At 68.8% G+C, this 23914-nt stretch carries 21 protein-coding genes and 3 pseudogenes; 12 read left to right on the top strand and 12 right to left on the bottom strand.

The window, feature by feature from the left end; genetic code table 11:
• Positions 1-83: 83 nt before the first annotated feature.
• Positions 84-359: pseudogene (locus ACFY4A_RS25875) on the top strand (TetR/AcrR family transcriptional regulator); the annotation flags it as partial.
• Between the two features lie 192 nt (positions 360-551).
• Here ACFY4A_RS25875 and ACFY4A_RS25870 read toward each other — a convergent pair.
• The 4 genes from ACFY4A_RS25870 to ACFY4A_RS25855 form a co-directional block, all read right to left on the bottom strand.
• Positions 552-743, bottom strand: a complete 192-nt coding sequence (locus ACFY4A_RS25870) for a hypothetical protein (protein WP_390831794.1) — start codon at positions 741-743, stop codon at positions 552-554.
• A 99-nt stretch (positions 744-842) separates the two neighbouring features.
• A complete protein-coding gene (locus ACFY4A_RS25865) occupies positions 843-1193 on the bottom strand; it encodes a hypothetical protein (protein ID WP_390831793.1) in 351 nt (116 codons plus the stop codon).
• Between the two features lie 209 nt (positions 1194-1402).
• On the bottom strand, positions 1403-2047 hold the full coding sequence (locus ACFY4A_RS25860) for a hypothetical protein (RefSeq protein WP_390831734.1): 645 nt from the start codon (positions 2045-2047) through the stop codon (positions 1403-1405).
• Between the two features lie 691 nt (positions 2048-2738).
• Positions 2739-3128 carry a helix-turn-helix domain-containing protein gene (locus ACFY4A_RS25855; protein WP_390831733.1) on the bottom strand — a complete coding sequence of 130 codons (390 nt, stop codon included), beginning with the start codon at positions 3126-3128 and terminating at the stop codon, positions 2739-2741.
• Positions 3129-3326: 198 nt separating this feature from the next.
• Here ACFY4A_RS25855 and ACFY4A_RS25850 point away from each other — a divergent pair, with 198 nt between their 5' ends.
• Complete coding sequence (locus ACFY4A_RS25850; protein WP_390831732.1) at positions 3327-3653, top strand: hypothetical protein; 327 nt, start codon at positions 3327-3329, stop codon at positions 3651-3653.
• 132 nt (positions 3654-3785) lie between these two features.
• Here the strand turns inward: ACFY4A_RS25850 and ACFY4A_RS25845 are convergent, their stop codons facing one another.
• On the bottom strand, positions 3786-4697 hold the full coding sequence (locus ACFY4A_RS25845; RefSeq protein WP_390831731.1) for a hypothetical protein: 912 nt from the start codon (positions 4695-4697) through the stop codon (positions 3786-3788).
• Between the two features lie 138 nt (positions 4698-4835).
• On the opposite strand from ACFY4A_RS25845, the gene ACFY4A_RS25840 reads away from it, so the two are divergent.
• Positions 4836-7187 (top strand): ATP-binding protein, encoded by a 2352-nt coding sequence (locus ACFY4A_RS25840; protein ID WP_390831730.1) that lies wholly within the window; start codon positions 4836-4838, stop codon positions 7185-7187.
• A 119-nt stretch (positions 7188-7306) separates the two neighbouring features.
• On the opposite strand, the pseudogene ACFY4A_RS25835 reads toward ACFY4A_RS25840, so the two are convergent.
• Both ACFY4A_RS25835 and ACFY4A_RS25830 read right to left on the bottom strand, forming a co-directional pair.
• Positions 7307-8253 (bottom strand): annotated as a pseudogene (locus tag ACFY4A_RS25835) (IS701 family transposase); the annotation flags it as partial.
• Between the two features lie 173 nt (positions 8254-8426).
• Positions 8427-9038, bottom strand: a complete 612-nt coding sequence (locus tag ACFY4A_RS25830; RefSeq protein WP_390831729.1) for a class I SAM-dependent methyltransferase — start codon at positions 9036-9038, stop codon at positions 8427-8429.
• A gap of 45 nt (positions 9039-9083) precedes the next feature.
• Between ACFY4A_RS25830 and ACFY4A_RS25825 the strand changes: the two genes are divergently transcribed.
• From ACFY4A_RS25825 to ACFY4A_RS25815, 3 genes and pseudogenes are all read left to right on the top strand, one after another.
• Positions 9084-9545 (top strand): MerR family transcriptional regulator, encoded by a 462-nt coding sequence (locus ACFY4A_RS25825; RefSeq protein ID WP_390831728.1) that lies wholly within the window; start codon positions 9084-9086, stop codon positions 9543-9545.
• 75 nt (positions 9546-9620) lie between these two features.
• A pseudogene (locus ACFY4A_RS25820) lies at positions 9621-10611 on the top strand (IS5 family transposase).
• A gap of 138 nt (positions 10612-10749) precedes the next feature.
• Positions 10750-11826: a glycerophosphodiester phosphodiesterase family protein gene (locus ACFY4A_RS25815; protein ID WP_390831727.1), complete on the top strand. Its 1077-nt coding sequence runs from the start codon at positions 10750-10752 to the stop codon at positions 11824-11826.
• A 68-nt stretch (positions 11827-11894) separates the two neighbouring features.
• Here the strand turns inward: ACFY4A_RS25815 and ACFY4A_RS25810 are convergent, their stop codons facing one another.
• The 5 genes from ACFY4A_RS25810 to ACFY4A_RS25790 all read right to left on the bottom strand — a co-directional run bounded on the left by ACFY4A_RS25810 (position 11895) and on the right by ACFY4A_RS25790 (position 14607).
• A complete protein-coding gene (locus ACFY4A_RS25810) occupies positions 11895-12269 on the bottom strand; it encodes a hypothetical protein (protein ID WP_390831726.1) in 375 nt (124 codons plus the stop codon).
• Between the two features lie 232 nt (positions 12270-12501).
• Complete coding sequence (locus ACFY4A_RS25805; protein ID WP_390831725.1) at positions 12502-13086, bottom strand: SRPBCC family protein; 585 nt, start codon at positions 13084-13086, stop codon at positions 12502-12504.
• Entirely contained in the window at positions 13083-13388 is a 306-nt protein-coding gene (locus tag ACFY4A_RS25800; RefSeq protein ID WP_390831724.1) for a DUF427 domain-containing protein, read from the bottom strand. Before ACFY4A_RS25800 ends, ACFY4A_RS25805 begins: the two co-directional genes overlap by 4 nt.
• A gap of 80 nt (positions 13389-13468) precedes the next feature.
• A complete protein-coding gene (locus ACFY4A_RS25795) occupies positions 13469-13795 on the bottom strand; it encodes a hypothetical protein (protein ID WP_390831723.1) in 327 nt (108 codons plus the stop codon).
• Positions 13796-13923: 128 nt separating this feature from the next.
• Entirely contained in the window at positions 13924-14607 is a 684-nt protein-coding gene (locus ACFY4A_RS25790) for a recombinase family protein (RefSeq protein ID WP_390831722.1), read from the bottom strand.
• Positions 14608-14636: 29 nt separating this feature from the next.
• Between ACFY4A_RS25790 and ACFY4A_RS25785 the strand changes: the two genes are divergently transcribed.
• The 6 genes from ACFY4A_RS25785 (at position 14637) to ACFY4A_RS25760 (ending at position 23864) form a co-directional block, all read left to right on the top strand.
• On the top strand, positions 14637-15206 hold the full coding sequence (locus ACFY4A_RS25785; protein ID WP_390831721.1) for a hypothetical protein: 570 nt from the start codon (positions 14637-14639) through the stop codon (positions 15204-15206).
• Positions 15207-15393: 187 nt separating this feature from the next.
• Positions 15394-16044 (top strand): TetR/AcrR family transcriptional regulator, encoded by a 651-nt coding sequence (locus ACFY4A_RS25780; protein ID WP_390831720.1) that lies wholly within the window; start codon positions 15394-15396, stop codon positions 16042-16044.
• A gap of 32 nt (positions 16045-16076) precedes the next feature.
• Complete coding sequence (locus ACFY4A_RS25775; protein ID WP_390831719.1) at positions 16077-18161, top strand: HelD family protein; 2085 nt, start codon at positions 16077-16079, stop codon at positions 18159-18161.
• Positions 18162-18208: 47 nt separating this feature from the next.
• Positions 18209-18445, top strand: a complete 237-nt coding sequence (locus ACFY4A_RS25770) for a hypothetical protein (protein WP_390831718.1) — start codon at positions 18209-18211, stop codon at positions 18443-18445.
• Between the two features lie 54 nt (positions 18446-18499).
• A complete protein-coding gene (locus ACFY4A_RS25765; RefSeq protein WP_390831717.1) occupies positions 18500-18796 on the top strand; it encodes a transposase in 297 nt (98 codons plus the stop codon).
• 685 nt (positions 18797-19481) lie between these two features.
• Entirely contained in the window at positions 19482-23864 is a 4383-nt protein-coding gene (locus tag ACFY4A_RS25760) for a S8 family serine peptidase (RefSeq protein WP_390831716.1), read from the top strand.
• Positions 23865-23914 lie beyond the last annotated feature (50 nt).

Below are 23914 nucleotides of genomic sequence, written 5' to 3'. Positions count from 1 at the left end.
GGCAGCGCGGAATACACGAGCGAACCCCTCCCCGGCACGACCAACCACAAAATCATCCCACGCCGGTCAGCCAACGTGATGCGATGCCTGTCGAAGGGGTGCTGCGCTGGTCGGAGGCCGTGCTCGCCATCCTCACCGAGGCGGGCATCGAGGGCGAGCGGCGGGGCCTCGCCCTGCGCGGCCTGCTCAGTTACGTCATCGGAGCCATCCAGCTCGAATACCTCGGGGCCCTGTCCGGCGCGGGCACCGTGCCCATCACCGAGCTGCCGCCCGCCGAGTTCCCGTACATGACGCAGACCGCCCGGCACGCCCGGAACGTCGGCGCCGACCAGGAGTTCCTGGGAGGGCTCGCCCTGCTCCTCGACGGGCTCGGCCGCGGTCCGGAGGAAGCCGGGGAGGACGACGGCACGAGGACCCGCAGCGGACGGCCCCACGAAGACCGTCTTGCCGCGGAACTCGAACTGGCCGACGAGCGGCTTGCGGCTGTTCGTCCACGCCTTGCTCGTCGGGTTGATCCGCCCTGGCGAGTACGTGACCGCGGCGCCGTTGCTTCACGCCGTACGACGCGTGGTCCAGCGGGCCCTCGGTGGTGCCGGTACGTCACCGACGTTGGCCTGCGGGAAGCCCGTGGTGGTGTCGAGGGACATGGACATCACCTGGATGCGGCCGGTGTTGGGATGGTCGTACGACGCGTAGACGGTGCCACCGCGCGGAGTGGGGTTCTCCGCCGGCTTGGTGGTCACCCACACCTCGTCGTACTCCGTGGTGCGGCCGACGACCCTGGTGTCGCTGACCTTGACGGGGCGCCCTCGAGGGTTGTCGTCGGGGCTCGGGTCCTGGATTCAGTAGCCCTTGGAGCCGGTGGTGCGGACACCGGTCACGATGCCGGGGACGTTGGTCACGGCCTGGCCCTTGAGCGGGGGCCAGGCCACGCCGCGCATGCCACGCCACTTGGGTCGGCGCTGGCGCGTCCCGCGAGTCCGCGGTGTGCACGGCGTGCACTCTGAACCGGAAAGCCCCTGCGCGAGCTCGAACGGTTCGACGAACACCGTCCGCACCTCGACGAACACCGTCCGCACCAGGGCATCACCAACGGCCGCCCGCTGAACCTCTCGCCCACGCCGATCGCGGATTTGGGCCAGACAGCCCGCCTCGACATACGACGATCCGATCGCCTCGGCGGCATCCTCCACGAGTACGCACCTGCCGCATGACCAGGGCGGACGTGGTCATAGGCAAAGGCAGCGCCGCGGGGAGCGCGGCCGGCCGGTTGAGTTCCTGACACGACGGTGCAATGGCGTTCTGCCACAGTCGGCGCCCGGCATGCCGGGGGGCCACTGGGTGTCCCACAGGGTGCAGGGAGAAGACCCCGGGGACACCGGTGTCAGCGCTGGCCTCGTGTTCAGGCGGGCTGCTCCTGGCTGTCTTTCCCTGCTGTGGAAGCTTCCGGTGTCTCGGGCACCGCGTAGAAAACGGAGGCGCCCTGCTTGCTGCGCTGGGCCTGGTTCTTGGCCACCAGCCCTTCGAGCGTGGTGCGTACGACGGTGGTCTTGATGTCGCGTTCGGGGTGCTGCTGCCCCAGCGCGGTGGTGATCTCGGCTGCGGAGCGCGGTTCGCTCTGTGCGGCCAGGTGCTCGCGGACGATCTCGACGAGGGTGCGCTGCGCTGCTGGTGAAGCCGTCGTCTTGTCTGCGGTCTTCTTCGGCGAGTTCTTCTTGGCGGCCGGTTTCCGGGAAGCTGCGGCAGGCTTCTTGGCCTGCGTCCGCTTGCTCTGGTTCGACTCGGTGGTGGTCTTCTTGCGGGGCGCGGGCACGGCCTTTGCGGCACGGCCGGTCGCAGGCTTCTGAGCTGCCGGGGTAACGTCAAGGGCCTTCTGGACATTCACCAGGACGGCGTGTTCGTGCTGGAGGGCGGCCAGCTGCTCCTGCAGCGCTGCGATGTCACCGCTGATGCGTTCTTGCTCCTTGAGGTTGTTCTCAAGGTCAGTGGCCACCTGGGTGGCGTACTGCGTTGTCAGGCCGGTAGCCGCAGTTTCGGTCTTGGACATGGGACTTATCGCTCCTTCAAGGTCTGCAGCCCGTTTACTCTCAGCCCGAGTACAAAATCGAACACACGTGCTCTTTCTGCTGGAGCGTGGGAGCTGCAGAGGTTACTGCTGCAAGTTGTGTTCCAGCGATGGTACGGAACAAAGACCTGTATTGGTCTCTTTCCGGGTGCCCAGAATCAACTGGCGGACCGGCTATGGGTGTTTCTTCCAGAACGCAGTTCGTTCGGGAACTCCCAGACCCGTGTCCTCCCCGCCGACGCAAGAGTGTTCGCGGGACATGACGCTTACCGCACTCCCGGCCGTGTCCTCCCGCCGACACAGGCACCATGTTCCCCGTAAACACCATGTGTTCCATGGGGGCCATGAACACCCGCACACCGCCGCCGCGCTCTGCACCGCAGCAGCACTCACGCTCACGGCCTGCTCCAGCAGCGACACCAGCGCGGACATGCCGCGGTTCGCAGCGGCCGAACACTTTCGCGCGGCGGACGTCGTAGGCGGCCAGATAGGCCAGGGCGCCGCCCCGGCCGTAGGTGTGGTTGACGCGCATCGCTCTGGCCCGCCCGGGCGTGAGGGTCGGGTGGCAGCGGCAGCGGGCCTGGATGGAGGTCTTCTCGTCCGCGCTGATGACGTACTCGTCCTCGCCGAGCGGTCGGCCCTGCCAGGTGCGGGCGTATACATCCAGCACGCGCTAGGCCTTGGGCCGGAAGCCGGGGTCGGTGATGAAGATCCAGGACCGGTGCTGCCAGGGCTTGATCGCGTCCTCGGCCAGCCAGCGGCGCACGGTGGAAGCCGACAGGGAGTCGGCGATGTTGCGTGTGACGGCTTCGCGGGCCAGTTCCGGGCACGACCAGCGGGAGAGGGGTGTGCCGGTTTCGGCGGGCAGCCGACAGGCCAGCGCTTTGACCTGGGCTGTCTGCAGCGCGGTGAACGAGGACGGGCGGCCGGACCGTTTCCGGTCCGTCAGACCCGCGATGCCCTGCCGGGCGAACCGGTCCCGCCATGTGCGGACCGTGTCCAGGTGCAGGCCCGTCTCGCGGGCGATGCGCGCGTTGGAGCGTCCGCGTGCCGCGTGGAGCACGATATGAGCACGCAACCGGGCCTGGTGGGGATCTTGTGGCCGTGGGCCATCTTCTTCAGCCGCTGTCGTTGCGAAGCGGCCAGCGATATCGGGCGGGCGGCGGCAACGGGCACAGCAGGCAGGCCGATCAGCAGAAGTGGATCTTACCGACCGGATCCTGCCGCACCCCCGACACCACGAACAGGCAGGATGATCCCCATGCCCACCGTGCCGGAGTCGACCAAGTCCTCCCTCGCCCAGAAACTGACCGCACACGCCCGTACCGCCTGGCCGCAGCTCGCCGGCCTGGATATCCGCCACCGCGGGCAGTTCGCCTACGTGGACGGCGAACTGCCCGAGGGCGAGACCGTCAAGCTGATGCGGCTGCGCTACGGCGGCTCCGCCAGCACCTGGGGTTTCGCCCTCTACCTCGCCAGCAGCGACAAGTACGAGGACACCATCCTGCCCACCGGCAGCTTCGCCGGCACCCCCGAAGAGGCACTCGACTGCGCCTGCGGGTTGTACCTCCCCGCCTCCGACATCTGACCAGGCAACACGCACAGCACCGACTCCGAGGTCAACCCCCGAAGGAATTCCAGCGCCGACCACTAAGTACTCACGCTGCGAGGGCAGTGCGCCCCCTTGCCTGCCCGGCCTGCCACCGCGTCCCACGTTTCGTCATCGCTCGCGTCCTTCGCGTCGCTCGCCGCGCAGGGCGGGGCCGTGGGCGAGCAGGATGCTCAGCGCCGCGTAGTCCGATCCGGGGCGATGGAGGGGCATGAACACCTTCAGCCGGTCCCCTTCGGTGCGGTAGCCCGCCTTCGTCGCGCGCGGCGAAAGGGCCCGGCTGCCGACGTGCTCGGCCAGCCCCCGTACGTCGAGCCGGACGCCCTTGCCCGGGGCTGCAGAGAGGAGGGTGATCCGAGACCAGGGCACCTGACCGGGGAAGGGGTCAAGCGTCAGCCCTTCGCTGGTGAACGTCAAGGCACCCCAGCGGAGTTCGCCGCCCGCGCCGAGTTCGTCCAGATGGCGTTGAGCAACGGCCTCGGCGACGGCTTGCGTCGCGGTCGCGACGAAGCGTTCACCGGTGTCGGGGGTCGCCCTCGAAAGCAGCCGCCAGAAGCCGGACTCCTCGCGGACCTTGACGTAGTCCAGGCCCCTGAGACGGATCCTGCCGCCCACGTAGGGACGGATCACGGTCTTGAGCACATCGTGGGAGTGGCCCAGGTTGATGTGGACGGACACCTGGGTCGACTCGATGGACGCGATCTCCTGCCACCCGTACCGCAACGTGCGACGCCCAGGTCGGCGCAGCTCGAAGCCGTGCTCGTACTCACGGATCCGGATCCGGGTGTGCCGGACGCAGAGGGCGACGCACACCGCGCCCGCCCCGAGTACCGCCCAGAACGCGAGGCGGAACGAGGACTCCACGTCGTAGTGGTCACCGGCGAGGGTGCACAGCACGATAAACGAGATCACGAGCGGGACCAGCACGGTCAAGGGCCTGCGCGGCAGGGTCCCCTGATAGGTCCACACCCGCTCCCCCAGCTGCCCGGCCCGCTTCCGTGCTGCCGCCGCGCCTGCCGACAACGCACACCTCGCATGATCGTCCGATACCGCGTCATCGAGTCTCGGGCGGGTGCGCGCGCGGGGCAACGGGAGAACTACTCAATTCCTGTGCGTCCGCGGTGACGGTGCCGTCGCCGAGCGTCCGTAAGATGGCCGCTTATGGAAACGGGGGCAGCCACGGGGGCGTTCGTCGGCCTCGGCGGCGAACTGACATCGCTGATCGGGCGACGGGCGGAGACGGCCCGGATCGCGCAGATGCTCTCCGGCGCGCGTCTGGTCACGCTCAGCGGGGTAGGCGGCGTGGGCAAGACTCGGCTGGCGCTGCGCGTGGCGGCGGACGCGGCGCGCTCCGCCTTCCCTGACGGCGTGTACGTCGCCGAACTCGCCGACCTGCGGGACCCCGAGCTGCTCGCACCGAGCGTCCTCGGCACCCTCGACGTGGCGAACCCGGGGCGTCCCGGCGCCGATGCGACGGCCGCCCTCGCCGCCCGGCTTGGCGAGCGCCGCGCCCTGTTGGTCCTGGACAACTGCGAGCACCTGATCGACGCGTGCGCCCGCCTCACCGACGCGCTGCTGCGGGCCGCACCCGGGCTGCGCGTCCTGGCGACCAGCCGGCAGCCGCTCGGTATCGCGGGCGAACAAGTCTTCCCCGTGGAGCCGCTGCCAGTGCCGGACGCGGATGCGGGGCACGGCGTGCGCGCCCTGAGCCGCAATCCGGCCGTCGCGCTGTTCGCCGACCGGGCCGCCGCCGTGCTGCCCGGCTTCGCCGTGACCGAGTCCGACGCCGCTGCCGTCGCCGAGCTCGTACGCCGTCTGGACGGGCTGCCCTTCGCGATCGAGCTGGCCGCGGCCCGCATCCGGAGCCTGACGCCGCAGGAGATCCTGGAGCGGCTCACGGACCGGTTCGCGCTGCTGACCGGGGGCCGCCGCGTCGCCGCCGACCGGCAGCGCACCCTGCGCGCGCTGATCGACTGGAGCCACGAACTGTGCACGGAACGCGAGCGGCTGCTGTGGGCGCGGGCCTCGGTGTTCCGCGGCGGCTTCGGCCTGGAGAGCCTCGAACGGGTCTGCACGGACGTCGAACTGCCGCCCGCCGCACTGCTCGACACCCTCGACGCGCTCGTGGCCAGGTCGATCCTCAATTGTCGCCAGGAGCACGGGCGTTCGCGCTACCACATGCTGGAGACGGTACGGGAGTACGGGCACGAGCGGCTGGCCACGTCCGGCTCGCTCGACGCGCTCCGCAGCCGCCACCGGGACCGGTACGCCGAACTAACCGCACGGGTCGGGCAGGAGTGGTTCGGGCCCCGGCAGGTCGACTGGTTCACGCGGCTGCGCCTGGACCACCCGAACCTGCGCGCGGCCCTGGAGTTCTGCCTGGAGCGGCCGGGACAGGCACGGGCCGGTCTGGCCCTGGCCGTGTCGCCCCGGCACTACTGGATCACCGCGGGCCTGCTGTCCGAGGGCCGCCGCTGGCTGTCGCAGTTGCTCGCCGCCGACCACGCGCAGGACGACGGCGACGACGCTGCCGGCCCGGACGCCGCCGTCCGCGTACAGGCCCAGGTCACCGACACGTATCTGCGCATCCTGCAGGGCGACCCGGACGCCGATGTGCGGCTCGCCCTCGCCGCGTGCGAGGCGGCGGCCCGGCGAGGCGGCCACCGGCGGGAGTCGGCGTGGGTGTGGCACCACCACGGGATCCTCGCCGTCTGGCGCGAGGACTTCACGAGCGCCGCCGAGCTGTTCGCGCGGGCGCGCACCGAGTTCCGCGCGCAGGGCTGCCTCGACGTGGCCCTCGAATGCCGGGTCAAGTTCGCCATCGCGCACGCCTACGGAGGTGAGGTCGCCGCGGCCGACGAGGCGTGCGGCGAGGTCGAGGCGGCCGCCCGCGCTCACGACGAGTCATGGCTGCACGGCATGGCCCTGCTCGCCCGCGCCCTGCTGGCCCGGCGCGCGGGCGCGCCCGCCGACGCGATCGCGCACGCCAGGGCGGCCATCGCCCGGCTGCGCCCGTTCCAGGACTGGTGGGACGTGGCCATGTGCGTGGAGGTCATCGCGTGGAGTACCCAGGACGCCCCGCGGCGCGCGGCCCGGCTCCTGGGCGTGCTGCACATGTTGTGGGAGTCGGTGGGCGGACGGCTCGGCTCGGCACCGTTCATGCGCGCGCAGCATCTGCGCTTCGAAGCCGCGGTACGGGAGGCGCTGCCCGCCGCCGCCTTCGACCGGGAGTTCCGCCGCGGTGCGCGCGCCACCGTGGACGAGGCGATGGCCTACGTACTGGACGACGCGGCCGGGGCGCCGGGGCTGACGCGGCGCGAGAGCCAGGTCGCGGAGCTGGTCGCCGAGGGCCTCGCGAACAAGGACATCGCGGCGCGCCTGACGATCGCCCAGCGCACCGCAGAGAACCATGTCGAACGCATCCTGAGCAAGCTGGGGTTCACCTCGCGCACGCAGCTGGCGGTGTGGGCGTACGAGCAGCGCGACGAACCCGCCGCTCTCAGGGCCCATTAGGGCGAGCGCCAGCAGGCTGAACGGCGCCAGCAGGAACACCGCACCCCAGCCCGCCACTGCGTAGAGGCCGGTGGAGGCGAGCACGCCCAGGGCGCTGCCCACCGATTAGAAGATCATGTGGCCGCCAGCCCCTTGCCGGCCTGGAAGGTCTCTTCCACACGCCACCTGGAGCCAGCGACCTTGACCAGGGTGGCCAGTGGCGCTGGCTCGGTGGAATGACAGCGGTAGTAGGCGAGTTCGTCGGAGGTGCGGTTGCGGCGGATCAGGAGCTGGTGCCTGCCCGGCGCCGGGTCGGCGAGATCGATGACGGCCCAGTCGTACAACCGCTCTCCCTTCGCACCACGTCCGGCCGAGAGCTTCTGCCAGGCCCGCTTTGGCACCTTCCCGGCCAGGGAATCAGCACGGAACCTACCCGCACTGGTGGTCATTTCGGCCGAGCAGGCTACGGCGAGGACATAGCCGATGCCGCGTTGCTCAGCGCCGTGCGCAGTTTCGGGTTGCCGCCGTAGACCTCGTCACCCGTGGCCCAGCCGACACGGTGTCCGGCGTCGAGGAACCGTTCGATCATCGTGCGGGTCAGTTCCGGCTTGGTCGCGAAGACGGTGTCCTCGCCGAGTCCCGCTGCTCGGCAGCGGTCCGGGTCGTTCGTCCAGGAGCGCGGGATGTACAGCTCCCGGTCCACCGCCGCGTGTCCCCGGGCGCCTGCGTAGACGAGGTAGACCGCGACCTGGGAGTTCTCGATCCGCCCCGCGGTGCCGGTGTACTGGCGCTGGACCCCGACGGTGTGGGCGCCTTTCTTCACGTCACCGGTCTCATCGACGACCAACACCGCCTGGTCGTCGCGGAGATACTCGACGACGTATTCGCGCACGTCGTCGCGGATGGCATCGGCGTCCCAGACGGCCCGGCACAGCGGATGCTGCATGTCGTGCGGGCTGGCCTCCCCGGCCCACTCGGCGATCGTCCAGCAGTTCTTGCGCGGCAGGTCCGACAGCAGGCCCAGCACCAACCGCCCGGCTCGCAGGCGGGGTTCGACCCGGACAAACCGGCCCGCGATCCGGCCCATCAGGCCCTCGAACGCCTCCCGCCAACGAGCGGGATCTATGCTGTGACCTGCGGCCACCGTCTCATCGTCAGTCCACACAACTCACGATGATCATCGGTGGCCGCTCCCGTCTCTGCACTGCCCCCGAACCCAGCCAGATCACGATCTACCGCTGGAGCTCCCGGAGTGCCTGGTTAGCGGACGGCGGCCCAGATGGTGAGGCTGGCCAACTCGTGGCGTGTGACAACAGAGAAGAGGCTGCGAAGCCCCCGCTCGATGTGAGCAGCCTTGTCCTCCGGCAGCGCGAGGCTGCGGGCGATCCGGGACGGCCGCGTCCCACCATGCCAGGCGATCAGCACTCGCCCTCCAGCACGTGTCACCCGATGCAACTCGCTCAGTCCTGCCTGAAGATCCGGCCAGATGGCCACGTTGTTCACCGAGACCACGCAGTCGAACTCCGCATCGCCGAAACCTGTGCGGTCGGCCGTGCCCAGCCGCAGGTCGATCCGGCCCGTGGCGATCTCTGCCCGGTGCGGCCGCGCGGCGAGGTCGTGCATCTGGGAAGAGGGGTCTACACCGCAGATCCGCCTCGCGGACGTCCGCTGGAGCAGGCGGATCAGCCCGCCAGGACCGTAACCGACCTCCAGGACCTGCTCTCCCGCTTGGACGTCGAGCAGGTCGAGCAGGTCCTGCTGCCTGTTCGTCCACAGCATGATGCGGCCTGCGAGCCAGCCGGGCAGCCCACTCGGCATCGCGAACGGCGAACGGGTCGGTTTCTCCAGGGTCCAGGACGTCGTGGTTTCCATGCACGCAGGCTCCCGCTTCAAGTCGGCTTGAAGTCAAATGGAGACATGGACCTGATTCCCATCGGTGAGGCCGCCAGGCGACTCGGCATGCGAACATCGACGTTGCGCTACTACGAGGAGCGCGGCCTCGTGCGGCCGGCGGCACGGGTAAGCGGGAAGCGGGTCTACGGCCTGCAGGAGATGCGCCGCTTGGCGTTCCTTCAAATCGCACAGAGGCTCGGCATCCGCCTCCACACAGCCGCCACCGTGTTGGATGAGTCGAGCGAGCAATGGCGTGCGACGGTCGGTGAGCAGATCGCAGACCTGGAGGAGCTGATCTCCAGGGCTCAGGGGGCCAAGGACTTCCTCACGCACGCACTCATGTGCCCGGCCGAGCACCCGGCTCGCGAATGCCCTCACATGGTGGACACACTCGACCGGCTGCTCGACGGCACCCCCTTCGAACAGCTCGCGGCTGAGCACACAAACCCCAACCAGCAAGATCACGATCTACAGCTGGGGTACTAGGGCCTGTTCTGAGTTGAGATCACAGGATCGGTCATTCCCGCTTCATGAGGGTGCTGGCTGCGGTAGACCGGTCACGTGACTCGTGGTGACCGGACCGATGGTGAGTGGGAGTTGGTCGAGCCGCACCTGCCGCTGGGGGCGTTCGGGCCGATCCCTGACCTGCGCAGCTACTTCGACGCGGTGATGTGGCGGTTCCGTACCGGCAGCCCCTCGCGGGATGTGCCGGAGAGCTACGGCTCCTGGTCGACGATCTACGACCGGTTCCGGATGTGGGCGCGTGACGGGGTCTTCCAGGCCCTCATGGACGCGGTGATCGCCGAGGCGGCGGCCCGCGACGACGTCGACCTGAGCCTGGTCAGCGTGGACTCGACCGTTGTCCGCGCGCATCACCACGCGGCGGGCATGGTCGTCGACCCGGAGCTCCTCGAGGACCTGGAGAAGGCCGTGGCGGAGGAAAAGGGGCTGCAGCAAAGGGGCAAAACGACCCCGTAGGCGAGGGGCGGGACAGGGAGGACCCCGGTCGAGAACACCGCCGCATCGCGCGCCGACGCCGCAGGGCCCGACTGCGGGCCGCCGCGCTGGGCCGCTCGCGAGGGGGGCTCACCAGTAAGGTCCACCTCGCCGTCGAGCGGCGCTGCCGCCCGCTGTCCATCGCGCTGACTCCCGGCCAGGCCGCGGACAGTCCGCGCTTCATCCCTGTCCTTAAGAAAATCAAGGTTCGCGGTCCGGTCGGCCGCCCCAGGACCCGGCCGGACGCAGTGGCCGGCGACAAGGCGTACTCCTCCCGCGCCAACCGCGCTCACCTGCGCAGACGCAACATCAAGGCGGTGATCCCGGAAAAGGCCGACCAGGCCGCCCACCGCAAGAAGAAGGGACGCTCCGGCGGCCGCCCGGTCAGCCACGACCCCACGCTCCACAAAGATCGCAACACCGTCGAGCGCGGCATCAGCAAGTTCAAGGAATGGCGGGGCTGGCCACGCGCTACGACAAGACACCCGAGAGCTACGCCGCCGGGCTTCACCTGCGCGGATCCATCCTCTGGTTACGCAGCCTGCAAGCCCTCTGATCTCAACTCAGAACAGGCCCTAGTAATGGCCACCATTCCCCGGGCGTTCACGATCCTCTCATGTGCGGGCCTCGTGCGGGCGGAACCTGCGGCTTAGCGTCGGGGCGCCTGATTCACTCCGATGCACATGAGGACAACATGTCTCTCCGGCACGCACTCGCCGCCCTGGCCTTCGTACCAGCGCTCACCTTCCCCGCAACCGCCCAGGCGGCAACGGCCGACCCGCAGCCCGAGGTCCTTCCCCAGAAGACCCAGTTCGACCTCCAGGCCCACCGCGGAGGGCTGGGCCTGACCACCGAGGAGTCCCTGGAGGGCTTCAGCAAGGCCCTGCGTCTCGGGGTGAGCACCTTGGAACTGGACACCCACATCACCAAGGACAACAAGGTGGTCGTCAATCACGACCGGCAGATCAGCGCCCAGAAGTGTAAGGACACAGGCCCGGTGACGCCGGGCGACCCGATGTACCCGTACGTCGGCAAGTACATCAAGGACCTGACGTTGAGTCAGATCAAGACCATGGACTGCGGTTACCAGCAGCTTCCCGGCTTCCCCGAGCAGGAGCAGATCAAGAGCTTCCGCATGGTGGAGCTCAAGGATGTCCTCAACCTGGTCAAGAGCTACAACGCCAAGCAGGTCAAGCTGAACATCGAGACCAAGGTCGAGGCCGGCGCGCCTGAGCAGACCGCGCCGCGCGAGCTGTTCGTGCGGCGTGTCTACGAGGAGATCCACCGCTCGGGCATCGAGAAGCAGGTCACCATCCAGTCCTTCGACTGGGGCGCCCTGAAGGAGATGCACAAGCTCGCACCGTCGTACCCGCTGGTGGCGCTGACGAACTACGACTTCCTCCAGGTCGGCAAGCCTGGCGCGTCTCCATGGCTCGGCGGCATCGACGCCGACGACTACGACGGCGACTTCGTCAAGGCTGCTGCCTCCATCCCGGGCGTCACCGCCCTCTCCCCGAACTACGGCTTCCCGCAGAACGGTACGATCGCCGACCCCAATTTCCGTTTCTACCCTGACGAAAAGATGATCAGCGAGGCCCACCAGCGCGGTCTGAAGGTCATCCCGTGGACCTGTGACGACCCCGCCACCATCAAGGCACTGATGGACATGGGCATCGACGGCATCATCACCGACTACCCCAACCGGGTGCGGGACATCATGGCCGAGCGCGGCATGCGCCTGCCCAAGACCTATCCTGCGCCGCGTGACTGACGGCCAGCACCGTTCGTAACCGTGTGCGCCCCCGGAATCCGCCCTCGGCTCCCGGGGGCGCACAGTGGTCAGTAGTCCTCACCCCCCGTCGTGGGCAGGTTGGGCGACGTGGGAAGCCACGACGACAAGAAGGCGGCCGTGCCCCTGACCGGACGGCCCACGAAGTGGAACATGCCCCGATGGGACACCATGGCAGCGGTTCCCTCGCGCGCGCCGGTGCCGGCGAAGACGGCGATCGCGACGTGGATCAGCCAGCCGACGAAGGCGTTGGTGGAACCGAGGAGGCCCGCGACCATGATGATCATCGCGGTGTCCATCATCGGACGGGACACCGACATCCAGATGCCCATCCCGACACCGCCGACCAGCCCGGCCGCCGCTCCGTAGAGGGCGTGGACGGGGAGGGCGGCAGTGCGCGGGGAGACGTGCACGGTGGTTGCCATGATGGTGAAGTCCTCTCCCTGCCGATCGTTCTGCCTTCGTCTGTGACGCTAGGGCGGCCGACGGGCGCGGGTATGTGAGGGCGCTTACGTACGGGCCGGTAGTCGGCGTTCGGTCGTCAGAGCGGTTTTTCAGCAATGAGCAAGGCGTAGCCGAGGGCGTGGTCGGCGACGGCGGTGTACGGCCGCCGGGGTGGCCGGAACTGTAAGCGCGCTCACCGAACCGGCCGCGGACCTACCCTCCCGCCGCCGCTGAACGGCGCTCGGCCTCGGCCTTGACCGAGGCGAGCGAGGCGGCGACCGCCGCCTCCCAGCGGCGGGCCACCGAGGCGCCCCACCACTGCCCCAGCCGCCACAGATCGGTACCCAGCTGTCCCTCGTACACCAGCCGGGTCCCCGTCGCGGTCCCGCTCAGCACGAAGGACTCCGACACCTCGGGGACCGGGCCGCGCACCAGGCGGAAGTCGACGCGCTCGGGCCGGGTGAAGCGCACCGTCTCCACCGTGACCGCTCGCAGCCGACCGCCCGCGACTGGGGTGAAGTGCTCGGCCAGCACCAGGTCACTGCCGCGTACCAGCACATTCAGCTTCTCGCGCATCGCCCGCGGAGTACGGCCCAGATACGGCCTGGCCACCACGTCGAAGACCGTCTCCCGAGGGGCCGCGATGTCGACGCTCTGCGGGCCCAACGAGCGGGTGCGGCGCCCCACGCCGACGTGGACCGGGACGGCTCCGGTCACCAGCCCCAGGTAGGCGGCTGCCAGCGAGCCGCCCATACCCACGCCCCAGGCCGCGATCCGCAGACCACGAGCGGCGGTCACCGGCTCTCCTGCGGCGCTGCTTCCTCGACCACGACGCCGTTCCAGAACGCGACGTAGTTCTTGATCTTCTTCGCCAGCGGGCTGGGGTGCGGGTAGTACCAGGCGGCGTTCACGTTGGTCTGCCCGCCGACGGACACCGTGTAGTAGCGGGCAAGCCCCTTCCACAAGCACAGCGACCTGGCCCGGCTCTCGGTGAAGTACTCCCGGTGGAGCGACTCGGGCGGAAAGTAGTGATTGCCCTCCACGACAACGGTCTGCTCGGCCTCCGCGAGCACGGTGGCGTTCCACACGGCGCGCATCATGACCAGCCACCTCCGACGAGATCTTTGTGGTCCATGACAGCGACGCTAGGCGCCATCTGCCAGTCCGACGGTGATCCCGCTTACACTCCGCCGCCCGCATCGACGGCTGACTCCAGGGCTTGCCGGAGCTGATCGACCTCGGGCGCACCGGCCAGGCCGCAAGGGGTGCGGTAGATCCGGCAGGCGACCGACGGCGCCGCGCCCGGTTCAGCGAACAGATCGCGGCCGTCGATCAGGATCGTCGGGGAGCCGATGAAGCCCGACCGCTCGGCCTCGGCCTGGTCCGCGATCACCCGTGTGGTGAAAACGGTGCTGGACAGCCCGGCGCCGTCCAGCGTCTGCCGCAGTCGCTCCTCGACGAGTTGCTGGTTGGGGCAACCCGGCACCACCAAGACCTCAATCTCCATGTCTCCAGGATCGCGCGCTGCGGACCGTACGGGCCGAAGAGCCCGCCCGCGCCGAGCACCGGAGCGCCGCCACTTCATCCGGTCGAAGTCGGAGATCGCTGCCCCACCGTACGAGAGGTTGGCCGCCTTCAGGATGGCCGCGCGACCGCCGCGATCCGGTCGGCGTACGTGCGGTGCGCCTTGCGCCCGGCCGGGGCGGAGCCGTCGGCGGCGAGGGCGGCGCACTGTTTGAGCGTGGCCTGGTGAAGCACGAGCGGAGCCGTGACGCGTACCGAGTGGCCCTGCCCTCGGCGGATGGTCCTGCCGCCGCGCAGTGCGTCGCGGATCTCGGCGGTCTCGGTGGTCTTGAGGTGTTCGGCGAGCAGGCCGGGGACGTCGATGGTGTGCGGCGGCTCGGGCGCCTGTTCCTTGTACTCGGCGGCGGTGGCCACGGCGTCGAGTTCGTCCGGGAGGTCGCCGATACGGCGGGCGCGGGCGGCGTCGAGCACGCGGCGGATGGTCTTGGGCGCGACACCGTACTGCCGGGCGAGCTCCTTGACTGCGGCGCCCTTGGCGTACGCGCCGACGATGTCGGCCGCCTGGTCCTCATCAAGCGCGGCCGGGCGCCCCAGCGTCTTACCCGCGGCCTCGGCGGCAGCGACGCCTCCCTTCGTGTTCTCGCTGATCACGTCGCGCTGGATCTCCAGGACCGCGGCGAGCATCGTGACGAACAGCTTGGTCTGCGGGTCGTCGGCCGCGAGATCGAAACCGGACCAGGCGCCGGTCGCGATGCGCAAGTGCAATCCGCGCCGCTGGAGGACCTCCCGTGTCAAATCATGTGACAGCAAACTGCACTCTCTGCATGGTTCCTACTCGACCCCGAAGGCTGACGGCGTATCTGGCCGAGCACGTCGCGCACAAGGAACGCAGGCCCGAGCAGGTCCGGGTGGAACTGCTGGCACGTTGTCGCGCGGAGAGCATCGAGCCGCCCACTCCGGGCCGGTGCGACCGGATCGTCGCGGGCGCCCTGCGGGCGGCCGAGGAATCGCTGACAGCCCGGATCTCCTCTCGGCTGCCTGCGGAGAGCATCGACCGGCTGGTGGCTCTGGTGGCCGCCGGCACTGACCAGGACGACGACGCGGAACCCGGCGATGGCGGCACGGAAGGCGAGGACGCGCCGCCGGTGCTGGGGAAGATCAAGGAAGCACCAGGCAACGTGTATCGCCTACGGCAAGGGCGGGGAGATCGCCTCCAACCGGCGCGACGAGCAGGAGATGTTCGTCGCATCCTCCAGTCCGCCCTGGTCTACCTGAATACCCTGATGCTCCAGGACGTCCTGGGCGAACCGGAGTGGGCCGACCTCCTCACCTCCGCCGACCGGCGCGGCCTAACCCGTTGTTCTGGTCGCATGTGCGCCCGTACGGGGAGGTGAACCTCGACATGGACGCCCGCTTGAAGCTCGCCGCGGTCACCGTACCTGGCCCGCGCGCCTCAGCAGACGTCGAGGACGGCACGGCATCGCGAACGTGATCGCGGCCTACACCCTCCCCGGAACGTGAGCAGGACGAAGCCGAGGAGGCGTGACAGCGTACGGCTAGTCGCTGCGTACGCTTCCTGGTATGGGCGACGTGGGCGGGCTGCGCGAGCGCAAGAAGCGGCAGATGTATCAGCGGTTGTCGGATACGGCCATCGGGCTCTTCCTGCAGAAGGGCTTCGAGCAGGTGACCGTCGCTGATGTCGCGGCAGCCGTCGACATCTCCAAGCCGACGCTCTTCCGGTACTTCCCGGCCAAGGAGGACCTGGTTCTGCATCGGCTGGCCGACCACGAGGGGGAGGCCGGCAGGGTGGTCGCACAGCGCCTGGCCGGGCGCTCTCCGCTGGAGGCGCTGCGATGCCACTTCCTGGACGGGCTCGCCCGACGCGATCCGGTGACCGGCCTGAACGATGACGCTGACGTGCTCGCCTTCCACCGACTGCTGTACGGGACGCCGTCACTGGTGGCGCGCCTGCATGCTCATGTGGAACGGGACGAAGCCGCTCTTGCCGACGTCCTTGGCGGCGAAACCGGCGGCGGCGTCCAGGCGCGTCTGGCTTCCGGGCAGATCGTTGCCGTCCAGCGTGTCCTCGCGCAGGAGAACTGGCGCCAAATCACCGCAGGCCGCAGCGCGGACGCGCTCTATCCCGAGGCCGTGGCAGTAGCCCAGTCGGCATTCGCGCAACTCGAGGCCGGACTGCCGCACCTTGCCCGACCTCACACCGCAACCAGGTAAAAAACGTTACTCGGTTGCATTATTGTGGAGGGATGTCACTCTCCGACTCCGTGCTCAGTGATGCCCTGACCCGGGAACGCGCCTACCACGACGCATGCCGAGCGGCGTTGAAGGCCATGATCGACGGGGCGCAAGAGCAGGTGGTCGTCGGTGAAGACGCCTCCGCGTCCGGCGCCGACGCCGAAGTACTCGGCTACCTGTTGCGCAGCCAGGCCAAGGAACTTCGGGAGCTGCCCGAGGGCCCGCTGTTCTTCGGGCGCCTCGACTTCGCCCGGGACCCCCAGGCCGACGGCGATCACGCCGGGCAGGAATACCACATCGGGCGTGTGCGCGTCGCGCACGATCCGTCCGCCCCACCGCTGGTGGTCGACTGGCGCGCGCCAGTGGCGCGCGCCTTCTACCAGGCAAGCGCCCGCAACCCTCAAGGCGTTGCCATCCGGCGCCGCTTCGGCTGGTCACCTGCCAGCCGCGGTGACTCGGCCGACCTCACCGGCCTGGAGGACGAGCACCTCAGTGAGGGCGAGGCGCGGGAAAGCAGCATCGTCGCCAGCGAGATCGAGCGCCCCCGCATCGGTCCCATGCGCGACATCGCCGCCACCATCCAGCCCGAGCAGGACGACCTCGTACGTGAGGACCTCACCACGTCCCTCTGTGTCCAGGGCGCCCCGGGCACGGGCAAGACCGCGGTCGGACTGCACCGCGCCGCCTACCTCCTCTACACCTATCCGCAGCGCATCCAGCGCGGCGGCTTGCTGATTCTTGGCCCCAACCGCGCTTTCCTCTCCTACATTTCCGAAGTCCTGCCCGCGCTCGGCGAGACCGGAGTGAGGCAGTCCACCCTCGACGACGAGATCGCCCGCCACCCGGTCACGGTGCAGGACAGCGACGCCGCGGCGATCGTCAAGCACGACATCCGCATGGCAGAGGTCCTGCGCCGCGCGCTCTACGCACGAGTGAGCACAGAGGCGACGCAGCCGCTCGTACTGCCGGACGGTTCCTACCGCTGGCGTGTAGCCGCCGACGAACTGGAGAAGATCGTCCGGGACGTGCGCACCGAGGAACCCCCCTATGCCGTGGGGCGCGAACGCGTCCGTACCCGCATCGTCCACGTCGTTCAGCAACAGGCCGAGCGCCGCGGCGGCCCCCGCATGAATACCTGGGTACAAAAGATCTCCCGGGCACGCCCGGTCACCACCCTGCTCAACACCACCTGGCCCGCCGTGCGACCCGAGCAGATCCTCGCCGACCTGCTCACCCATCCGGACACTTTGGCCGCCGCCGCCGAAGGCGTCCTCGACGCGGACGAGCAGAAGACCCTCCTATGGCCCAAGCCCCCGCGCTCTGCCAGGTCGGCCCGCTGGTCAGCGGCCGATCTCGTACTCCTCGACGAACTCGCCGGCCTGATCGAGCGACCCGGCGGCTACGGGCATGTCGTGATCGACGAAGCGCAGGACCTGTCCCCCATGCAGTGCCGCGCCATCGCCCGCCGCTCACCCTTCGGATCCGTCACCATCCTCGGGGACCTCGCCCAAGGCACCACCCCCTGGGCCGCACGCGACTGGCCGCAGTTCCTCACCCACCTGGGGAAGCCAGACGCCATCGTCACCCCACTCACCACAGGATTCCGCGTCCCTGGCGCCGTCGCCGAACTCGCCAACCGCCTGCTGCACCACCTCGACGCGGACGTACCACCCGCCCGATCCTTGCGCCGTGACGGAGAGGTGAGCATCGAGGTGACCCACGACACGACCGCCGCGACAGTCGCGGCCGTGAACACAGCGCTGGAGCACGCAGGCTGCATCGGCGTCATCGCAGCCGACGCCGAAGCACCGAAGCTCCACCGCGCTCTCATCGCGGCCGGGATCCCGGCATCCGGACCGGACACCCTTGGAGCCCGCCTCACCGTCGTGCCGGCCTCCACCGCCAAGGGACTGGAGTACGACCACGTCGTGGTGGTCGAGCCCTCAGCCATCGTCGAAGCCGAGCCCCGCGGCATGAACCGCCTGTACGTGGCCCTCACCCGAGCGGTCTCCCGCCTCCACATCGTGCACTCCGCACCACTGCCGCTCGCGATCCGACCCTTGGAGTCACGGCACATCGAACGGCTGACGTCCTGAACACCGAGCACACCCAAGACTTTCGGCGTTGATCTATCGACCGATTGATGAACAAGATCGGCAAGCGAGGGATCGCGACCGGATCGACGCCGCCGGATCATGCCCATAAAGCAGTGTCAGAAAGTCGATGTGCTCAAGAACTTGAGCGGCACCATTTTCTACGGCCCGCCTCGGCCGCCCTTGGCAGTTCGTTGGTCGGGACAGCAGCGGCCGTCTTGGCGATCCCGGTCGCGGGTGGGGTGTGGAATGTCGATGCGGCCGAGGCCGTGGCCGAAGGTGCCTGAGCTGACCGCGCAGGTGGCGCGGCGGTGGCGGCGCGGGGCCCGTACCCGTTGGCGATGCGGGTCCGTGACGAGCTGGGCGAGTTGTTCGCGGACGCCGAGTTCGCCGAGGCGTTCGGATCCAGAGGGCGGCCGGGCTGGTCACCGGGCCAGCTGGCGCTGGTGACGGTGTTGCAGTTCGCCGAGAACCTCACCGACCGGGCGGTGGCGCATCGGGTGCGGTACGGCATGGACCTGAAGTACGCGCTCGGCCTGGAGCTGGATGATCCCGGGTTCGACGCCTCAGTGCTGTCCGAGTTCCGCACGCGACTGTCGAGCACGGGATGGAGGAGAAGGTGCTCGACCTGCTGCTGACCGCCCTCAAGGACCGGGGCCTGGTGAAGGCGGGCGGCAGGCAGCGCACGGACTCCACCCACGTGCCGGCGGCAGTACGCGACCTGAACAGGCCGGGGTGACCAGGGTGACTCCGACACGGTTCTTACCGGCACCCCAGGTTGACACCGTCGCCGACCGCGCAGCCGCAATCGCCCGGTGTTGCCACGGTGCGAACTAGTGCCCCAACAGGCAACGTTCGCCCCGTCGCGACGCCCGGCACGCACTCTCGCCGCACCGCCCGAAAGCCCAAGTACGCCCAGTACGAGGACTTCCGGTCGGCACACCGAGAGCACGCACCGGACGCCGCTCCTCAACGGGCAAACGTTGCCTGCCGGGGCACTAGCGGCCGGTGCGCTCCACCAGACATGTGGATGCGCGGAATGCGTGGATGAACTGCTGGGTTCCGGGCGAGCAATCCGCACCGATGGCGGGTGCTGAGGGAGCTCGCCGGCCTGGTCGACCGACTGGGAGCGGTGGGTCTGCGCCGAGTGTGGCGGCATTCAGCCATGGCAGACATCCGCCCCACTCGGTCCGTTGATCCTGCCCGGACCCAACTGCCAGATTGGCCAGGCGGCTCAGGTGTTCTCGTGTCTGCGGGCTTGGCCGCACGGTGATGTTTCACTCCTTGGTTAGGAGCACGATGAAACGACGGAGACGAACAGGTGTGATTGCCGCGGCGTCGGCCGTGTTGATCGCCGCGGCGCTGATTGCCCCTGCGGCCGCAGCCGCCGACCCGACCAGCCCGACTGGCTCCGAGAGTGCTGGCACGAGCAAGGTCGAACCCGCTGATCCCGACGGGCCACAGGGGCCGGGCCGGTCGCCCGTCGCTGGGCTCGACGACCGGGCCGGGCGCGACAACCCGGATTCTATCTACAGGGCGGGGAAGACCGACGGGTTCCAGCCGCTGAGCGACGATTCGCTGTCGGATACTGCGGCCGAGAAGCTGGGCAACGCCGACACCAGGCTGCTGCAGCAGGCGCAGGCGTCGAAGAAGAAGTCTGTCACGGTGTTGATGCTGGCCCGGAAGGGCGCGACCGAGGACGTCGTCGCCGCGGTGGAGAAGGCCGGCGGGACCGTCGGGTCGGTGACCGGAAAGGTCGGCTACGTCCGGGCGACCGTCCCGACTGACAGCGTGACCACCTTGGCCGGCCTTCGGTCGGTCGCGGCGATCGACCTGAACCGGACGTACAAGATCCCGGGCCCGGATCTGGGCGCCGCGGGTGCGAAGACGGCGGCAACGAAGGCTGTAGGGCCGACCGCGCCCGGCGCGAACACGCCCGCCGACAACCCGTACCTACCGATCAACGAGACCGGCGCCGAGGCCTTCGTCAGGGACAACCCGGCCTGGGACGGGCGCGGCACGGTCGTCGGCGTGCTAGACACCGGCGTCGACGTCGAGCATCCCGCGCTACAGACGACCAGCGACGGCAAGCCCAAGATTGTCGATTGGGTAACCGAGACCGATCCGGTCACCGACCGCGACGGCAGCTGGGTGCGGATGTCCACCACCAAGACGGGTCCGACGTTCAGCTACCTGGGCAAGACCTGGACGATCCCGGAGGGCACGTTCCAATTCGGCGTGTTCTACGAGAGGGCGACGGCTGGGAGCGACTTCGAGGGCGACCTCAACCGGGACGGCGACACCCTGGACTTCTACGGGGTTCTGTACGACCCGACCACACACAGGATCTGGGTCGACGGCAACAACAACCAGGACCTCACCGACGAGACACCGATGGCCCCGTTCGCGGTCGACCGCCAGGTCGGCCACTTCGGGAGCGACGACCCCGCAACACCGCAGAACGAGCGCATCCCGTTCGTCGTCGAGTACCGCGACAACGTCGATCTCTCCCCGCTCGGCGGCAGCAACGTCGGCAAGACCGCGAACTACGTGTCTATCGGGTTGCCGGTCGCCTCGCACGGCACCCATGTGGCGGGGATCACCGCCGGCACGTCGATGTTCGGCGGCCAGATGCACGGCGCCGCACCGGGCGCGCAGATCGTGTCCGCCCGCGCCTGCACTTGGGGCGGTGGCTGCACCCAGGCGGCACTGACCGAGGGCATGATCGACCTGGTCACCAATCGCCATGTCGACGTCGTCAACCTGTCCATCGGTGGGCTTCCCGCGTTGAACGACGGCTCCGACGTGATCGCCGCGCTCTACGACGAGCTGATCGACCGCTACGGCGTGCAGATCATCATCGCCGCCGGCAACGACGGCCTCGGCACCAACACCGTCAGCTCGCCGTCCGTGGCGGGCAAGGCCATCTCGGTCGCCGCGTCCGTCAGCTCCGACACCTGGTGGGCCGGCTACGGGTCGAAGGTCGCCACCAAGCAGGGCATCTTCGGCTTCTCCTCCCGCGGCCCCGCTGAGAACGGGGCGCTGGCGCCGCAGGTGTCCGCGCCCGGCGCCGCCATCTCCTCGATCCCGATGTGGCTGTCCGGTGAAGCCGTCCCCGAGGCCGGGTACTCGCTGCCGGCCGGGTACGGCATGGCCAACGGCACCTCCATGGCGGCCCCGCAGGTCGCCGGAGCGGCGGCGCTGCTGCTATCGGCTGCCAAGGCCCGTTCGATGACGGTCAGCTCGGCGGCGTTGAAGACCGCCCTGATCGGCACCGCCGACCCGATCCCCGGCGTCCCGACCGTCGCGCAGGGCGCCGGCATCATCGACACCGTCGCGGCCTGGAAGCAGCTCAGCGCTGGCATCAACACCAATGAGCTCACTGTGTCGGCTCCCGTTTGTAGTTCGCTGTCCGGCCTGCTCGCGACTCCGAACACCGGCGTCGGCATCTACAACCGTTGTCTGCCAACGGAAGGCGGCCAGGTGACCGGTGCGCAGAAGACCTACAAGGTCGGCGTCACCCGGACCAGCGGTGCCGCCGGGAACGTCACGCACCGGATCGGTTGGATCGGCAACGACGGCACGTTCAGCGCCCGCGCGGCAATGCCCCTGCAGTTCGGAAAGGCGGCCGATATCACGGTCACCGCGACCGCGACGACCTCCGGCGTGCATAGCGCGATCCTGACCATTGATGACCCGGCGACGGGCGGCATCGACCAGTTCGTCGCCGTCACCGTGCTGGCGACCAAGCCGCTGGCCAAACCCGACTACGCGGTCACCAGTTCCGGCACGCTCGGCCGAACCGGAACCACCTCGCTGCTGGTGCCCGTTCCCGAGGGCGTCGAAGCACTGCAGCTGACCCTGGGCGGGCTCGCCGACGGCAGCCAGGTCCGCGCATTGCCCATCGACCCCGACGGCATGCCCGCGGACTCCAACGCCAGTTACCACTGCTACACCAACTACACCGACCCGGCGAACTGCGACGCCACCGCACGACCGGTGTACCGACCCAAACCCGGCATCTGGGAGTTCGTGATCGAGTCTCGCAGGACGTCTCCGGTCGAACAGAACCCGTACACAGCGACGGTTTCGCTGCAGGGCATGTCGTTCGATCCGGGGACCGTCACAGTCGACAAGGTGACGATGAACTCGCCGACGAATGTCGGCTCGACGGGGACGAACACCCTTGGCCCCGCGATCGCCCACGTCGCAACTGGCGAGATCGGCGATGTCCGCAATTTGTTCTCGACGGTCTCGCAAGGCGAAATCACGTCCAACATGCTCTATGTTCCGCGTCAGACGACCCGGCTCGACGTGACGCTGACGCCCAGAGACGCTGCCGATCTGGACTTCTATGTGTATTTCAACGGCAGGCCGATAGGCCAGAGCACCACGACCGGGGACTCGCCCGAGCACATCGTCATCGATGATCCACAGCCGGGTACGTACTTCATCGTGGTCGCGGGAGTCGCCGTGCCCGGAGACAACGTCACGTTCGACTACCACCAAGAGATGTACTCGAAGGGCCTCGGCACGATCACGCCGAAATCCGACACGAAGTACACGGTTGCCACGGGCCAGTCGATGCCGGTCGACGGGGCAATGATCGTCAGCGCTCGGCAGTTGACCAAGGATCCCATGGTCGGCCGGGTCCGAGTGGCCAACGAGTACGGCACGATCATCGGGGCGGCGCACGTCACGATCGCCACTGTCGATGTCCCCAAACTCGATCTGGTCGCGTGGGCCCCGCCGTTCGTCGGCGCGGCTCTCAATGAGAGCGGCGTAGTCGCGGGGGATCGCCAGTACAACTCCAGGATGACGCCGACCATCTGGACGGCCGCCGACGGGTTCACCAACCTGGATCTTGCCGGGAGCAGGTACGGATCGGCTCTGGACCTGAATGACGGCCAGATCGCCGTCGGTATCGCGACGGACAGTGCATTGCGTACTCTTCCCGCCCAATGGGCCAAGGATGGATCGCTCACCGTGCTCGGCGTCCCGGATTGGCGGCCCTATTCCAGCGGCTACGCGACCGCCGTGAATAACAAGGGTGTCGTCACCGGATTCTCCGAAGCAATCGTCAAGGAGTCTGACGGCAAGAACCACAGCTACAGTGACGGGTTCGTGCGGACGCCGGGTGGGACGTTCAGCAAGCTGGCCCACCTGTCCACGGATCTGACGGGAACCCAGCCGCGCGCCATCAACGATGCCGGAATGATCGTCGGTGCCTCGCGCACCGATGGCCATGTGCCGCACGCGGTCGCCTGGGATGCGACGTCGGGTGTTATTCAGGATCTCGGCACGCTTCCGGGACAGTATTCGGCCCAGGCGAACGATGTGAACGCCTCCGGGACCGTCGTGGGGACCAGCGGTGACGATGCGTTCGTGTGGACCAAGGCCGGCGGAATGCAGCGCCTTGCCGACTACGGATACAACGCGACCGGCGAGAAAGTCACCGACGACGGGTGGATCCTCGGAACTGTCGAACTTTTCCCGGACGTCGCGGTGTCGGCGATCTGGGACCCGCAGGGACGGCTCTGGGATCTGTCCGGCATGGTGCCGCTCTCTGCCGGAGATCGATTCACGCCGACCTACAGCTTCGACATCAACGATCACCACCAGCTAATGGTCTACGGCGAGGGCGGCCCGAACGCCGCCTGGTCCAGCTCGGTGATGCTGAGGATCCCGGCAGGTCTGGGCAACTAGGCCGCGGCGCCACCTCGCCCTGTCGAGCCACCGCAGTCGGTGGCTCGACA

Origin of the sequence: Streptomyces sp. NPDC001292 (assembly GCF_042896465.1) — a bacterium.
GTDB lineage: Bacteria > Actinomycetota > Actinomycetes > Streptomycetales > Streptomycetaceae > Streptomyces.
Note: the sequence above shows the minus strand (reverse complement) of the source record. Positions and strands in the feature narration are given on the sequence as shown.

Bases quoted from the DNA above. Each gene is read 5' to 3' on its own strand.
- ACFY4A_RS25860 (WP_390831734.1), bottom strand. From the start codon at position 2,047: ATGTCCAAGACCGAAACTGCGGCTACCGGCCTGACAACGCAGTACGCC.
- ACFY4A_RS25850 (WP_390831732.1), top strand. From the start codon at position 3,327: ATGCCCACCGTGCCGGAGTCGACCAAGTCCTCCCTCGCCCAGAAACTG.
- ACFY4A_RS25840 (WP_390831730.1), top strand. From the start codon at position 4,836: ATGGAAACGGGGGCAGCCACGGGGGCGTTCGTCGGCCTCGGCGGCGAA.
- ACFY4A_RS25830 (WP_390831729.1), bottom strand. From the start codon at position 9,038: ATGGAAACCACGACGTCCTGGACCCTGGAGAAACCGACCCGTTCGCCG.
- ACFY4A_RS25825 (WP_390831728.1), top strand. From the start codon at position 9,084: ATGGACCTGATTCCCATCGGTGAGGCCGCCAGGCGACTCGGCATGCGA.
- ACFY4A_RS25815 (WP_390831727.1), top strand. From the start codon at position 10,750: ATGTCTCTCCGGCACGCACTCGCCGCCCTGGCCTTCGTACCAGCGCTC.
- ACFY4A_RS25810 (WP_390831726.1), bottom strand. From the start codon at position 12,269: ATGGCAACCACCGTGCACGTCTCCCCGCGCACTGCCGCCCTCCCCGTC.
- ACFY4A_RS25800 (WP_390831724.1), bottom strand. From the start codon at position 13,388: ATGATGCGCGCCGTGTGGAACGCCACCGTGCTCGCGGAGGCCGAGCAG.
- ACFY4A_RS25795 (WP_390831723.1), bottom strand. From the start codon at position 13,795: ATGGAGATTGAGGTCTTGGTGGTGCCGGGTTGCCCCAACCAGCAACTC.
- ACFY4A_RS25785 (WP_390831721.1), top strand. From the start codon at position 14,637: ATGGTTCCTACTCGACCCCGAAGGCTGACGGCGTATCTGGCCGAGCAC.
- ACFY4A_RS25780 (WP_390831720.1), top strand. From the start codon at position 15,394: ATGGGCGACGTGGGCGGGCTGCGCGAGCGCAAGAAGCGGCAGATGTAT.
- ACFY4A_RS25775 (WP_390831719.1), top strand. From the start codon at position 16,077: ATGTCACTCTCCGACTCCGTGCTCAGTGATGCCCTGACCCGGGAACGC.
- ACFY4A_RS25770 (WP_390831718.1), top strand. From the start codon at position 18,209: ATGAACAAGATCGGCAAGCGAGGGATCGCGACCGGATCGACGCCGCCG.
- ACFY4A_RS25765 (WP_390831717.1), top strand. From the start codon at position 18,500: ATGCGGGTCCGTGACGAGCTGGGCGAGTTGTTCGCGGACGCCGAGTTC.